Origin of the sequence: Streptomyces sp. NPDC085460 (assembly GCF_044541975.1) — a bacterium.
Lineage (GTDB): Bacteria > Actinomycetota > Actinomycetes > Streptomycetales > Streptomycetaceae > Streptomyces.
Genome location: NZ_JBITTO010000001.1, coordinates 795,487 through 809,251, shown reverse-complemented (window position 1 = coordinate 809,251; position 13,765 = coordinate 795,487). Strand labels below are relative to the sequence as shown.

General features: G+C 73.1%; 11 protein-coding genes. 4 read left to right on the top strand and 7 right to left on the bottom strand.

What is annotated here, in order from left to right:
- Positions 1 to 154 precede the first annotated feature (154 nt).
- Genes ACIGHB_RS03450 through ACIGHB_RS03440 form a run of 3 tightly spaced genes read right to left on the bottom strand, consistent with a single transcriptional unit; the run spans position 155 to position 3,566 of the window.
- Entirely contained in the window at positions 155 to 898 is a 744-nt protein-coding gene (locus tag ACIGHB_RS03450) for a succinate dehydrogenase/fumarate reductase iron-sulfur subunit (protein ID WP_360319170.1), read from the bottom strand.
- Positions 895 to 2,835 (bottom strand): fumarate reductase/succinate dehydrogenase flavoprotein subunit, encoded by a 1,941-nt coding sequence (locus tag ACIGHB_RS03445; RefSeq protein ID WP_360319168.1) that lies wholly within the window; start codon positions 2,833 to 2,835, stop codon positions 895 to 897. Before ACIGHB_RS03445 ends, ACIGHB_RS03450 begins: the two co-directional genes overlap by 4 nt.
- Before the next feature lie 2 nt (positions 2,836 to 2,837).
- Positions 2,838 to 3,566 (bottom strand): succinate dehydrogenase, encoded by a 729-nt coding sequence (locus tag ACIGHB_RS03440; protein WP_399909147.1) that lies wholly within the window; start codon positions 3,564 to 3,566, stop codon positions 2,838 to 2,840.
- 97 nt (positions 3,567 to 3,663) lie between these two features.
- Here ACIGHB_RS03440 and ACIGHB_RS03435 point away from each other — a divergent pair, with 97 nt between their 5' ends.
- Positions 3,664 to 4,569 (top strand): LysR substrate-binding domain-containing protein, encoded by a 906-nt coding sequence (locus tag ACIGHB_RS03435; RefSeq protein WP_360319164.1) that lies wholly within the window; start codon positions 3,664 to 3,666, stop codon positions 4,567 to 4,569.
- 6 nt (positions 4,570 to 4,575) lie between these two features.
- On the opposite strand, the gene ACIGHB_RS03430 is transcribed toward ACIGHB_RS03435, so the two are convergent.
- Together ACIGHB_RS03430 and ACIGHB_RS03425 are read right to left on the bottom strand one after the other, a co-directional pair.
- Positions 4,576 to 5,244 (bottom strand): response regulator transcription factor, encoded by a 669-nt coding sequence (locus tag ACIGHB_RS03430; protein WP_360319162.1) that lies wholly within the window; start codon positions 5,242 to 5,244, stop codon positions 4,576 to 4,578.
- Positions 5,241 to 6,392, bottom strand: coding sequence for a HAMP domain-containing sensor histidine kinase (locus ACIGHB_RS03425; RefSeq protein WP_399909145.1), 1,152 nt, complete (start codon positions 6,390 to 6,392; stop codon positions 5,241 to 5,243). Before ACIGHB_RS03425 ends, ACIGHB_RS03430 begins: the two co-directional genes overlap by 4 nt.
- A 248-nt stretch (positions 6,393 to 6,640) precedes the next feature.
- Between ACIGHB_RS03425 and ACIGHB_RS03420 the strand changes: the two genes are divergently transcribed.
- Genes ACIGHB_RS03420 through ACIGHB_RS03410 form a run of 3 tightly spaced genes read left to right on the top strand, consistent with a single transcriptional unit; the run spans position 6,641 to position 10,583 of the window.
- Complete coding sequence (locus ACIGHB_RS03420; protein WP_391077272.1) at positions 6,641 to 7,111, top strand: TrkA C-terminal domain-containing protein; 471 nt, start codon at positions 6,641 to 6,643, stop codon at positions 7,109 to 7,111.
- A gap of 3 nt (positions 7,112 to 7,114) precedes the next feature.
- The gene (locus ACIGHB_RS03415) at positions 7,115 to 8,353 is read left to right on the top strand and encodes a cation:proton antiporter (RefSeq protein WP_360319156.1); all 1,239 of its coding nucleotides are present in this window, start codon (positions 7,115 to 7,117) and stop codon (positions 8,351 to 8,353) included.
- A gap of 52 nt (positions 8,354 to 8,405) precedes the next feature.
- Positions 8,406 to 10,583, top strand: coding sequence for a hypothetical protein (locus ACIGHB_RS03410; protein WP_399909143.1), 2,178 nt, complete (start codon positions 8,406 to 8,408; stop codon positions 10,581 to 10,583).
- A gap of 151 nt (positions 10,584 to 10,734) precedes the next feature.
- On the opposite strand, the gene ACIGHB_RS03405 is transcribed toward ACIGHB_RS03410, so the two are convergent.
- Both ACIGHB_RS03405 and ACIGHB_RS03400 read right to left on the bottom strand, forming a co-directional pair.
- Positions 10,735 to 12,948 (bottom strand): putative bifunctional diguanylate cyclase/phosphodiesterase, encoded by a 2,214-nt coding sequence (locus tag ACIGHB_RS03405; RefSeq protein ID WP_399909141.1) that lies wholly within the window; start codon positions 12,946 to 12,948, stop codon positions 10,735 to 10,737.
- A complete protein-coding gene (locus ACIGHB_RS03400) occupies positions 12,945 to 13,757 on the bottom strand; it encodes an SAM-dependent methyltransferase (protein ID WP_399909139.1) in 813 nt (270 codons plus the stop codon). The genes ACIGHB_RS03405 and ACIGHB_RS03400 overlap by 4 nt, the downstream gene beginning before the upstream one ends.
- Positions 13,758 to 13,765: the final 8 nt, after the last annotated feature.

Genomic DNA, 13,765 nt, shown 5'->3' with positions numbered 1-13,765 from the left:
CCGGGCCTTTGTTCCCGCCCCTCACGGAACGCCTCCTCTCACTTGTCGGACCCGCGCACGCGCCCCCCTCCCGGCGGGCCCGGGCACACTCCCGCCTCTCCGCGGGCCCGCGCACGCTCCACTTCCCTGCGGGCCCGCGCACGCGCCCCGGCGCTCACCTCACCTTGCGCCGTGCCCGCAGCCACTCCTTGTTCATCGCGGAGATCGACGGCAGCGGGATGCCCTTCGGGCAGGCGGTGGCGCACTCGCCGGTGAGTGTGCAGCCTCCGAAGCCCTCGGCGTCCATCTGGGCGACCATGTCGAGGACACGGGTCTCGCGCTCCGGGGCGCCCTGCGGCAGCACGTTCAGGTGGTTGACCTTGGCCGAGGTGAAGAGCATCGCGGAGCCGTTGGGGCAGGCGGCGACGCAGGCACCGCAGCCGATGCACTCGGCGTGCTCGAAGGCGAAGTCGGCGTCCGCCTTCGGCACCGGGGTCGCGTGGGCCTCGGGCGCGGAACCCGTGGGAGCCGTCACGTACCCGCCGGCCTGGATGATCCGGTCGAAGGCCGTGCGGTCCACCACCAGGTCCTTGACGACCGGGAAGGCGGAGGCCCGCCAGGGTTCGACGTCGATCGTGTCGCCGTCACGGAAGGACCGCATGTGGAGCTGACAGGTGGTGGTCCGCTCGGGACCGTGGGCGTCGCCGTTGATGACGAGGCTGCACGCGCCGCAGATGCCCTCGCGGCAGTCGTGGTCGAAGGCGACCGGGTCCTCGCCCCGCAGGATGAGGTCCTCGTTGAGGGTGTCGAGCATCTCCAGGAAGGACATGTCGGGGGAGATCCCGTCCACCTCGTAGGTGGCCATGGTGCCCTCGGCGCCGGTGTTCTTCTGGCGCCAGACGCGCAGGTTGAGCTTCATGCGTAGCTCCGCTGAGTGGGGTGGACGTACTCGAAGTCGAGGAGTTCCTTGTGGAGGACGGGGGCCTCCGGGGTGAACTCCCAGGCGGCCGCGTACGAGAACTCCTCGTCGCGGCGGGCGGCCTCGCCGTCCGGGGTCTGGGACTCCTCGCGGAAGTGGCCGCCGCAGGACTCCTCGCGGTTCAGGGCGTCGAGGCACATCAGCTCGGCGAGTTCGAGATAGTCGACGATCCGGTTGGCCTTCTCCAGCGACTGGTTGAACTCCTCGCCGGTGCCGGGGACCTTGATGCGGCGCCAGAACTCCTCGCGGATCTCCGGGATGCGGCGCAGCGCCGTGCGCAGCCCCTCCTCGGTGCGGGCCATGCCGCAGAACTCCCACATGACCTCGCCGAGTTCGCGGTGGAAGGAGTCGGGGGTGCGGTCGCCGTCGACGGCGAGCAGGAGGTTCAGCCGGTCCTCGGTCTCGGCCAGCACCTCGCGTACGGCCGGGTGGTCGTCGGTGACGGTCTCGGACCGCGGGTGGCGGGCGAGGTAGTCGTTGATGGTGGCGGGGAGGACGAAGTAGCCGTCGGCGAGGCCCTGCATGAGGGCGGAGGCGCCGAGGCGGTTGGCGCCGTGGTCGGAGAAGTTGGCCTCGCCGATGGCGAAGAGGCCGGGCACGGTGGTCTGGAGGTCGTAGTCGACCCAGAGGCCGCCCATCGTGTAGTGGACGGCGGGGTAGATCCGCATGGGGACCTCGTACGGGTTCTCCGCCGTGATCCGCTCGTACATGTCGAAGAGGTTGCCGTACTTGGCCTCGACGGCGGCGCGCCCCATCCGGGCGATGGCGTCGGCGAAGTCCAGGTAGACGCCCTGGCCCCCGGGGCCGACCCCACGCCCCTCGTCACAGACGTTCTTGGCGGCGCGGGAGGCGATGTCGCGGGGGACGAGGTTGCCGAAGGAGGGGTAGATCCGCTCCAGGTAGTAGTCGCGCTCGTCCTCGGGGATCTCGGCGGCGGGGCGGGTGTCGCCCTTGGCCTTGGGGACCCAGATGCGGCCGTCGTTGCGGAGCGACTCGCTCATCAGCGTGAGCTTGGACTGGTGGTCGCCGGTGCGCGGGATGCAGGTGGGGTGGATCTGGGTGAAGCAGGGGTTGGCGAAGTAGGCGCCGCGCCGGTGGGCCCGCCAGACGGCGGTGGCGTTGGAGTTCATCGCGTTGGTGGAGAGGTAGAAGACGTTGCCGTAGCCGCCGCTGGCGAGGACGACGGCGTCCGCGTAGTGGGTGGAGATCGCGCCGGTGATCAGGTCGCGGGCGACGATGCCCCGGGCGCGGCCGTCGACCACGATCAGGTCGAGCATCTCGGTGCGGGCGTGCATCTCGACGTTGCCGGCGGCGATCTGCCGGGAGAGCGCCTGGTAGGCGCCGAGGAGGAGCTGCTGGCCGGTCTGGCCGCGGGCGTAGAAGGTGCGGGAGACCTGGACGCCGCCGAAGGAACGGGTGTCGAGGAGTCCGCCGTACTCACGGGCGAAGGGGACGCCCTGGGCGACGCACTGGTCGATGATCTCGACGGAGATCTGGGCGAGCCGGTGGACGTTGGACTCGCGGGCGCGGAAGTCGCCGCCCTTGACGGTGTCGTAGAAGAGGCGGTGGATGGAGTCGCCGTCGTTGCGGTAGTTCTTCGCGGCGTTGATGCCGCCCTGGGCGGCGATGGAGTGGGCCCGGCGCGGCGAGTCCTGGAAGCAGAACTGGACGACGTGGTAGCCCTGTTCGGCGAGGGTGGCGCCGGCGGAGCCGCCGGCGAGGCCGGTGCCGACGACGATGATCCGGTGCTTGCGCCGGTTGGCGGGGTTGACCAGCTTCGCCTCGAAGCGGCGGGTGTCCCACCGTTCGGCGATGGGTCCGGCCGGGGCCTTGGTGTCGGCGATCGGTTCGCCGGTGCGGAAGTCGAGGTAGCTCATGGTCAGTTCACCACTCCGGTGATCACGCCGACGGGGACGGCGATGAAGCCCGCGGTCAGGACGAGCGCGAGGGCGTTCGCGAGGAGGCGCAGGGCGCGTTCGCGCCGGGCGTCGCCGACGCCGAGGGTCTGGGCGGCGCTCCAGAAGCCGTGCCGGACGTGCAGGCCGACGGCGAGCATGGCGACGATGTAGATGACGTTGCCGTACCAGGTCGAGAAGGTGTCGATGACGTTCTGGTACGGCTTGCCCTCCTCGAAGCCGCCGGGGTGGACGGTCCCGGTGGTGAGGTCGAGGACGTGCCAGACGATGAAGAGGCCGAGGATGATCCCGCCCCAGCGCATGGTCCGGGTGGCGTAGGAGGAGCCCTTGCGCTTGTGGGCGTACCGGGTCGGGCGGGCCTTGATGTCGCGCCGGCTGAGCTGGTACGCGGAGATCGCGTGCGCGAACACGGCGGCGAGGAGCACGATCCGGGCGATCCACAGTCCCCACCCGTAGTGGAGGACGGGGGCGCCCATCACGCGCAGCCAGTGCCCGTAGCCGTTGAACTCCTCGGGGCCGAAGAAGACCTTGAGGTTGCCGGCCACGTGCGCGACCAGGTAGGCGAGCATGATCAGGCCGCTCACGGCCATCACGGTCTTCTTGCCGATGGTCGACGACCAGAAGCCGCGGGAAGGGGTGCGGGACGGCGGGCGGGCGGGTGCCGCCGTGTCCTTGCTGGATGCCAGAGCCATGCCTCCGACGCTAGGGCCGAAGGGCCCGAGAGGTCCAAGACATGGTCCAGCTGATCTCCATAGGCTGAAGCTATGGCTTTGCCCTAGGCTGGGTTCCATGCAGTTCCAGCAGCTCCTCTACTTCGTGGCCGTGGCCGAGACCCGCCACTTCACCCGGGCCGCCGAACGCGTCCACGTCTCGCAGCCCTCGCTCTCCCAGCAGATCAAGGCGCTGGAGCAGGAGCTGGGCGTGGAGCTGTTCAGCCGGGCCCGGGGCAACATCGCGCTCACCGACGCCGGCGAGGCGCTGCTGCCGCTGGCCCGCCGGATCCTCGCCGACACCGAGACGGCCCGCCGCGAGGTGCAGGAGCTGGCCCAGCTCAAGCGCGGCCGGGTGCGGCTCGGCGCGACCCCCAGCCTCTGCACCGGCCTCCTCCCCGACGTCCTGCGCGCCTTCCACGACCTGCACCCCGGCATCGAGCTGCTGATCGAGGAGGGCGGCTCGCACGACCTCGTACGGGAGCTGGCCCGCGGCGCGCTGGACCTGGCGCTCGTCGTGCTCCCGCTGCCGACCCCGTCCCCGGCCCTGACCACGGTGGAGCTGCTCCGCGAGGACCTGGTCGTCGTCTCGGCCGCCTCGGCGCCGCCACCGCGCCGCCCGGTGCGGATCACCGACCTCCGCGACCAGCCCCTGGTGATGTTCCGGCACGGCTACGACCTGCGGGAACTGACCGTCGGCGCCTGCCGGGCGGCCGGCTTCGAGCCGACCTTCACGGTCGAGGGCGGCGAGCTGGACGCGGTCCTCGGCTTCGTCCGGGCCGGGCTCGGCCTCGCCGTCGTCCCCGCCATGGTCGCCGCCCGCGCCGGCCGCGACCTGCGGGTGACCGCCCTCGCCCGGCCGGGCCTGCGCCGCACCATCGCCCTCGCGCACCGCAGCGACGTCGCCCCGCCCCGGGCCGCGCGCGAGCTCCAGCGGCTGCTGATGGCCTCGCGGCGCGGAAAGCCGGCACCGGACGCGCCGTAGCCGGGTTCAGGGCTCGATGAGCCCCACGCGGATCGCGTACCGCGTCAGCTCCAGTCGGTCGCGCAGCCCGAGCTTCTGGAGGATGTTGGCGCGGTGCCGCTCCACCGTCTTCGGGCTGATGAAGAGCAGATCGCCGATCTCCCGGGAGGTGTGCCCCTCCGCGACCAGCTTCAGTATCTCCTCCTCCCGCTCCGTCACCGGCCGCTCGGGCAGCCCCGCGCCGGACCGCGCGCGGTCGAGGTAGCTGCGGATCAGCGCGGTCTCGGCGCCCGGGTAGATGAACGGTTCGTCACGCAGCGCGGACCGGCACGCCTCGACCAGGTCCCGGTCGGCGACGGACTTCGGCACGTACCCGTTGGCTCCGGCCCGCAGCGCCTCGAAGAAGTACTCCTCGTTGTCGTACATGGTCAGCATCAGGATCCGCAGCCCTGGCCGGAGCCGGGCGAGCTCCCGCGCCGCCTGGAGCCCCGTCATCCGGGGCATCGCGATGTCCAGGACGGCCAGGTCGAGCCCCGCGTCCCCGCGCGCCGCGGCGACGGCCTCGGCACCGTCCCCCGCCTCGGCGACCACCGCGAGGTCCGGCTCGGCGTCGAGGATCAGCCGCACCCCGCGCCGGACGAGCGCGTGGTCGTCGACGAGGAGGATCCGGGCGGGCGGGCGTAGGGGGGAGGTCATCGCTCGTGTCCAGGAGTCGGTTGCGGTACGGGAGGGAGGACGGGTGCGGGACCGGGGGCGGGTACGGGACCGGCATCGGGTACGGGCGGGGGTACGGGACCGGGGGCGCGTACGGGATCGAGGACGGGTACGGGACCGAGACCGGGCACGGCCGGGGGTACGGCCCCGGTCACCTCGGCCGCGGTCGCCCCGGGCGCCGGGACCGCGGCCCCTCGCGGCGGCAGGTCGAGGCACACCTCCGTACCCCCCGACTCCCCCGCCCCCACCCGCAGTTCGGCACCGACCAGCAGGGCGCGCTCCCGCATGCCGCCGATGCCGGCGCCCTCGGCGGCACCGGCCGTGCCGCGTCCGTCGTCACGGACCAGGAGGCGGGTGCCGCCGTCCGGCGCGGGGCCCAGGCGGAGTTCGACGCGGCCGGCGCCGGAGTGCCGGGCCGCGTTGGTCAGGCCCTCCTGGGCGACCCGGTAGACGACGAGCTCCGTCGCGGGGTCGAGCGGTCCGGCGCCGGACGCGAGGTGCGTCGTCACCCGCAGGCCCGGCGTAAACAGCTCCCCGGCGAGGGAGCGCAGCGCGCTGTGCAGGCCCAGCTCCTCCAGGACCCCGGGGCGCAGCCGGCGGGCGATCCGGCGGATCTCCTCCAGGCTGGCCCGGGTGGTCTCCTGGGCCTGCCGCAGGTCCTCGCGCAGTTCCCGGGGTGCGTGGTCGGCGGTGTGCTTGAGCTGGAGGAGCACGGCGGTGAGGGTCTGCCCCACCTCGTCGTGGAGCTCGCGGGCGATCCGCTGCCGCTCTGCCTCCTGCGCGGTGAGGACCCGGCCGCTGCTGGTGGCCCGCTCGGTCTCCAGACGGTCGAGCATGGCGTTGAAGGCGCCGGTCAGGTCGGCGATCTCGCCGCGGCCGGTGACCTCGGGGCGGGCGCCCGGCTTGAGCAGGTCGGCGGTCGCCATCGCGCGCCGGAGCCGTCCGAGCGGGGCGAGGCCCACCCTCAGCAGCGCCGCGTTGAGGACGAGCATCAGGACGAGTCCGCAGACCACGACGATCGCCTCGCCGAGGAGGACGGGCGTGGAGACGGTGACGGGGCCGAGGAGGAGCCCCGCGGCGAGGACCAGCACGGCCGCGTTGAGCAGGAAGATCCGTCCGTACAGTGACACCGCGCCGCTCTCCCCGACTCCGCTCACACCCATCTGACCTGCGCAGAAGCCTATTCGCCGCTTCATCCTGCGGGCCGGCCGGGGCCCCTGTCCATCCGTGCCGGCACCCATGTGCGAAGGCCCTCCGGGATGGCAGCATGGACCGGCCGCGGCCCCGGCCCGCCCGCCCGTGCGGAGGGGCACCGGCCTCCTCGCCGCGCGACCGAGCAGAGACGACACGAGGAGTCCGGGCCGTGCCCACTTCACGGATGAGCTCGACGCCGTTGCCCGGCGTCGGCGTCCAGTACGACCTCACCACCCGGGAACACCGGCACCTGTCGGTGATCGCCCACCGCGACGGCACGCGCAGCGTCAACGTCTACCGCTCCGACGACCCCGACGCCTGCCTGCAGTCCCTGCACCTGACGGCCGGCGAGTCCGCCGCGCTCATCGACGCCCTGATGCCGTCCCACCACAGCCCCAACCTGCTCCACACCACGGAGCTGGGTCTGGTGGCCGAACGGATCGAGCTGTCCTCCGCCTCGCACTGGAACGGCCGGACCCTCGGCGAGACCCGCATGCGCACGGAGACGGGCGTCTCCATCGTCGCCGTCCTCCGCCGCGCCGACGCCGTCCCCTCTCCCGGCCCCGGCTTCCGCCTCGCCGGCGGGGACACCCTCATCGTCATCGGTACCCACGAAGGCGTCGACGCCGCCGCCGCGATCCTTGGAAGGGAGTGATCGGTGCATTCGTCCGCCGTCTTCCTCATCGAGTTCGGAGCGATCATCCTCGGTCTCGGGCTGCTCGGCCGGATGGCCGGGCGGCTGAAGTTCTCGCCCATACCCCTGTATCTGCTGGCCGGGCTCGCGTTCGGGGAAGGGGGGCTGCTGCCGCTGGGGGCGAGTGAGGAGTTCGTCGCCATCGGGGCCGAGATCGGGGTCATCCTGCTGCTCCTGATGCTCGGTCTGGAGTACACGGCGACCGATCTGGTCACCAATCTGAAGACGCAGTATCCGGCCGGTCTGGTCGACGGGGCGCTGAACGCGCTGCCCGGGGCGGCGATGGCGCTGATGCTCGGGTGGGGGCCGGTGGCGGCGGTGGTACTGGCCGGGGTCACCTGGATCTCGTCGTCCGGGGTCATCGCCAAGGTGCTCGGGGACCTGGGGCGGCTCGGCAACCGGGAGACGCCGGTGGTGCTGAGCATCCTGGTCCTGGAGGACCTGGCGATGGCGGTGTACCTGCCGATCGTGACCGCGCTGCTCGCCGGCGCCGGGCTCGCCGCCGGCAGTGCCACGCTCGCGATCGCGCTCGGCGTCGCCGGGCTCGTGCTGTTCGTCGCCGTGCGGTACGGGCGGGTGATCTCGCGCTTCGTCTCGAGCGACGACCCGGAGAAGCTGCTCCTCGTGGTGCTGGGTCTCACGCTGCTCGTGGCGGGCATCGCGCAGCAGCTCCAGGTTTCGGCGGCGGTCGGCGCGTTCCTCGTCGGGATCGCGCTGTCCGGGGAGGTCGCGGAGGGCGCGCACCATCTGCTGAGCCCGCTGCGGGACCTGTTCGCCGCCGTGTTCTTCGTCTTCTTCGGGCTGCACACCGACCCGGCGAGCATCCCGCCGGTGCTGCTGCCCGCGCTCGCGCTGGCCGTCGTCACCGCCGGTACGAAGATCGCCACCGGTTACTGGGCGGCGCGGCGCAACGGGATCTCCCCGAAGGGCGCCTGGCGGGCCGGCGGAACGCTGGTCGCCCGCGGCGAGTTCTCCATCGTCATCGCGGGCCTGGCCGTCTCCGCCGGGATCGAGCCCTCTCTGGGCCCGCTGGCCACCGCGTACGTCCTCCTCCTGGTCGTCGTCGGCCCGCTCACCGCCCGCTACACCGAGCCCGTCGCGACCTGGGTGACGGCCCGGCGCGGCCGCCGGGGCGCGGAGCCGGACCCGGGGCCCGCGGCGGAGCGGCTGCCGCTGGCCGAGCCCGTGCGGCACGACGGCTGAGGCGCCCGAAATCCGCGTGCGGACGGGTCGGGCGGGCTGCGAGCATCACGGGATGGACCACGCTCTCGAACGTCTGCTCGTCCGGCACACCCTCCGTCTCCCCTTCCCCGCCGGCCCCGCCGGGGAAGGATCCGCCGCCGCCCTGCGGTTCGACGCCGTGCTGCGGACGGCGGGGTTCGCCCTCGCCGGCCCGCTGCTGAGGGAGCTGTCCGGGCGGTCCGCGGAGACCGTCGACGAGCTCGCCCGGTGGGCGCTGGAGGCGGTCCGCGAGCGGGTCGGCGACCATGTGCGGCACAACGCGTACTTCATCGACTTCCCCCACAACGTCCCCGAGACCCGTGAGTTCTGGCTGTCGTGCGTCCTGAAGGCGCTGGAGGACCCCGAGGCCCGGGAGGAGGTCGAGGCGCAGCTGAGCGCCGGGGTCCTGAACCTGCTGACGCTGCCCGCGTACGGCCGGTACCAGCATTCGTACGAGGAACTGCTCGCGGCGCACGCCGAGTTGACGCCCGCGAGCTCCGACCGGCTGACCGTCCTGCACCTCGGCGGGCCCTTCGAGGAGGAGATCGGCGCCCTGTACCGGTCCCTGGCGGGGTCCGTGACGCCGCTGGGCGACGAGCACCTGGCCGATCTGGCCGTGCTCGCCGCGCACTGCGCGGACGGGCCGCAGCCCGCGGAGATCCCGGTCCGGGAGATCCGGGCCGTGGTCAACAGGGCCCGGCTGCGGGCGGGCGCGACGCCGCTGCTCGACACCGTGACGGATGTGCTGCGGCTCGCCTGCGCGCTGTCGGACGGCGATGTGACGCTGCGCGAGCGGACCCGCTTCCGCGCGCTGTCCCGGCCGCTGCGGCGGGCGCTGCTCGCGGGCCTGGACGCGGTGGTGGCGGCGGCTCCCGCGAAGCTGGCCGACGTCGGGCCGCACCGGGAGGCGTGGAAGCGGCTCGGGGAGCGGCTGCATCCGCACGAGTACCCGGCGTGGCCGCACGCGGCCGAGGTGTTCGCGGTCGCCCGGGGCGAGCTGCGGGCGCCGTCGCTGGACTCCCGGGTGGAGGCGCTGCTCGCCGGTGACGACGTACCGGGCGCGGCGGAACTGCTGGCGTCGGCCGCGCCCGGGCGGCTGTTCCGGGCGCTCGACCGGCTGCTGCGCACGGCGGCGGACGAGACGGCGCGGGAGGCGGTGCTGGCGGCGGCGGAGCGGTCCGCGTCGCGGGTGGCGGGCCGGGTGGTGCTGTCGGTGCGGGAACACCTGCTGAACCGGCACGACCGGTCGGGCGCGCCCCGGCGGCTGTTCGTGAACCGGGACGGCAGCGCGTGGGTGACGGCGGACACCCGCCGGGACCTGCCGAGGGAGGCGCAGCGGCGGCTGCTCGCGCTGCTCGACGGGGAGACCCGGCGGCGGCTTCCCGCGGCCGGCCGCGTGCTGGTCGACCCGGCGATCCTGGACGTGGCGCTGCCGCTGAGCGGGCGGGCGTCGTCGGGAGGGTTCGGGGTGCTGCCGCGCGGTTCGGTCTCGGCGGTCGAGGGGGAGCTGCTGCGGTTCTTCATGTACTGGAAGGAGGCGCGGCGCACGACCGACCTGGACCTGTCGGCGCTGATCCTCGACGAGCGGTACGCGACGGTCTCCTGGCTGTCGTACACGGAGCTGACCACGGTGGAGGGCCGGCACTCCGGGGACGTGACCGCGGCCCCGGACGGTGCTTCGGAGTTCATCGAGCTGCGGCTCGGCGCGGTGCGCGGCACGTTCGTGGTGCCGCACGTGCACGTGTACGCGGGCGAGAACTTCGAGGAGGTCGCCGAGTCCTTCTTCGGGTACATGCTGCGCGAGGGCGAGCAGGGCGGGCGTCCGTTCGAGCCGCGGACGGTGCGGATGAAGTCCGAGCTGCGCGGGCCGGGGCGGGTGGCGCTGCCGGTGGCGTTCCGGCGGGACGAGGAGGGGCGCTGGCACGCGCACTGGCTCCACCTGTGTCTGCGGGGCACGCCGTCGGCCAACCGGGTCGAGGAGCACCGGGTGTCGATGGCGGTGCTGTTGCGCGGTGCGGTCGAGCGCACGCCGGTGACGGTTCGTCATGTCGTGGAGCTGCTGCGGGAGTCGGGGGCCGAGGTGACGGAGTGGTCCGGCGGCGCGGTGCCGGAGGAGCCGGTGACGTACCTCGGTCTCGCCCGGCCCGAGGGGCTGGCTCCGGGTTCCCGGGTGGTGACGCCGGAAAATCTGCGCGACCTGGTCCCCGCCTGAGTGCTACGGTCGTTCCGGGGCGAGGCCATGAAGGGGCTTCCTTCTCATACTCCTGATGACATAGTCCCTTCGCTTTCCTCGCCCCCTCGCGCTTCACCCGTGTGGGCCCGGTCCTCAGGAGGACCGGGCCCACACGCGTGTCCGCTCGGGCTCACACGGCGTCGGCCAGGACCAGCGAGTGGATGCGGTCCGGGGCGCCGGGGCGGGCGTAGTACCAGCCCTGGGCGGTGTCGCAGCCGAGCTCGCGGAGGCGTTCGGCCTGGGCCGCGGTCTCGACTCCTTCGACGGTGACGGCGAGTTCGAGGCTGTGGGCCAGCGAGACGATGCCCTCGACGATCTTCAGGTCGACCGGGTCCACGGGGTGCTGCTGCATGCCCCGGGTGAAGGAGCGGTCGAGCTTGAGGACGCTGACCGGGAGGCGGCGCAGGTTGGCCAGGTTGGAGTAGCCGGTGCCGAAGTCGTCGAGGGCGATGTCGACGCCCATCTCCGCGAGTTGGCGCAGCGGCTTGAGGAGGTCCTCGTCGGCGCCGATCAGGGCGGATTCGGTGACCTCCAGGCAGAGCGCGCCGGGCGCGAGGCCGGCGCGTTCGAGGACGTCGACGGTGTCGGCGACCAGCCGGGGGTGGTGGAGCTGGGTCGGGGACAGGTTGACGTTGACGCGGAGCGGGGTGCCGGTGCCGGGGTTGTCGAGCTGCCAGGAGCGGGCCTGCCGGACGGCCTCCTGGAGCACCCAGCGGCCGAGCGGCACGATCAGCCCGGTGTCCTCGGCGAGCGGGATGAAGCGGTCGGGCCCGAGGACGCCGTGCTGGGGGTGGCTCCAGCGGACGAGGGCCTCGGCGCCGTGGACGCTGCCGTCGTCGAGGTGGACGAGCGGCTGGTACTCGATGAAGAACTCGCCGCGCTCCAGGGCGGTCGGCAGGGCGGTGGTGAGGCCGTGCCGGGTGATGGCGCGGGCGTCGGCCTCGGGGTCGGCGAGCTCGAAGCGGTTGCCGCCCGCGGACTTGGCCCGGTACATGGTGATGTCGGCGCTGCGCAGCACCTCGGCGGCGGTCCGTTCGCCGGCCGGGCCCTCGACGACGCCGAGGCTGCCGCGGACGGTGAGTTCGCGTCCGTCGACGCCGACGGGGGTGGCGAGGGCGGCGAGGATGCGGTCGGCGAGCGCGGTGGCGTCCCGTTCGCCACCGGTGCCGGTGGTGAGGGCGACGAACTCGTCGCCGCCGAGCCGGGCGACCATCTCGCCGGGGCCGGTGGCGCACGCCTGGAGCCGGTCGGCGACCTCGACGAGGAGGCGGTCGCCGACGGAGTGGCCGAGGCTGTCGTTGATGGCCTTGAAGCCGTCGAGGTCCAGGTAGCAGAGACCGAAACGGGAGTTCTCCCCCGAAGCACCGGAAGCACCGGAAGCACCGGCGGCGCCCGACGCACCGGGCGCGAGGGCCTTCTCCAGGCGCTCGAAGAACAGCGTCCGGTTGGGCAGCCCGGTGAGGGCGTCGTGGGTGGCCTCGTACCGCAGCCGCAGGTGGAGCAGGCGCCGTTCGGTGATGTCCTCCATGAGCGCCAGCTGGTACTGGGGCCGGCCCTCGGCGTCGCGGAGCAGCGAGACGGTGAGGTTGGTCCACAGGACCGTGCCGTCGCCCCGGTAGTACGGCTTCTCCACCCGGTACTGCTCGCGTTCGCCGCGCACCAGCTCCTCGTAGAGCCGCCAGACGTGCGGCCCGTCCTCGGGGTGGACCCACTCGCTGACGTTGCGGCTGCGGACGTGGGCCTCGACGCCGCCGAACATGCGGGTCATGGTGTCGTTGATCTCGACGATGTGCCCGTCGAGGTCGGCGATGCCGATGCCGATGGCGGCGCCGTCGAAGACGGCCCGGAAGCGGCTCTCCGTGGCGTGCAGGGCGATCTCGGCGGCGCTGCGGGCGGAGAGCGCGGAGCGGGCGATGGCCTCCTGCTCGGCGCGGGTCCGCTCGCGCAGGGCCTGGGCGTAGCCGGTGGCCATGGCGTGCTGGAGGCGCGCGCAGCGGGCGCGCAGTTCCTCGGCGGTGAGCTCGGGGTCCGTACCGCAGTAGAGGACGAGGTAGGCGTCGACGACGCCGAGGCTGCGGCCGAGCGCGTCCGGGTCGGTGCAGTGCGCGTCGACCAGGCCGGCGCCGGCCCGCTGGCCGGGGCCGGTGTCGAAGGGCCGGGCGAGCAGCGCGTCGCACAGCAGGCGGGCGAGCGGGAGGAGGTGGCCCTCGAACTCGGTGCGGGTGAGGGAGGTGGCGGTCACCGGGAAGATGGCCCGGCCCCAGATGGTGACGAACCGCCTGAGTCTGTCCTCCGGGCCGTCGGCTTCCGCGACGTTCCCGGACGGCTGCGACGGCACCTTCACGCCTTGCGCCCCACACCCGCGAAGCCGGAGAACGCGTACGGGTCCTCCTCCTCGGCCGGGTTGTCCGGCCGCCACAGCGGCATGGAGACGACGCCCGGCTCGACGAGGGCGGTGCCGTCGAAGAAGCGGGCGATCTCCTCCCGGGAGCGCATCACCAGGGGGTTGCGGGTGGAGCGGTACACCTCGACGGTGCCGCCGGCCCGCTCCTGGTCGACGGGGATGCCCTCGTACGAGGCGTGGGTGACGACCAGGAGGCTGCCGGGGGCGAGCGCGTCGAGGAGTTCGGTGACGGCCTCGTGCGGGCGGTCGGCGTCCTCCAGGAAGTGCAGGACGGCGACGAGGAGCAGGGCGACCGGGCGGTCGAGGTCGAGCAGGCCGGTGACCTCGGGGCTGCGCAGGATGTCGGCCGGCTTGCGGAGGTCGGCGGGGACGACGGCGGCTCCGTCGACGCCTTCCAGGACGGCCCGGCTGTGGGCGACGGCGACGGGGTCGTGGTCGACGTAGACGATCCGGGCGGCGGGGTCGGCGGCCTGGGCGACCTCGTGCACGTTGCCGAAGGTCGGTATGCCGGAGCCGATGTCGAGGAACTGGGTGACGTCGTTGTCGACGGCGAAGCGGACGGCGCGGCGCATGAAGGCCCGGTTCGCCTGCATGATCTTGGGGAGGCCCGGCAGGAACTCCATGGCCTTGCGGGCCGCTTCCCGGTCGACTTCGAAGTTGTGCGAGCCGCCCAGATAGAAGTCGTACATACGGGACACGCTGGGTACCGAGATGTCGATACCCGGCGGAGCCCAGGCGGGACGCTCCATCAATGTCT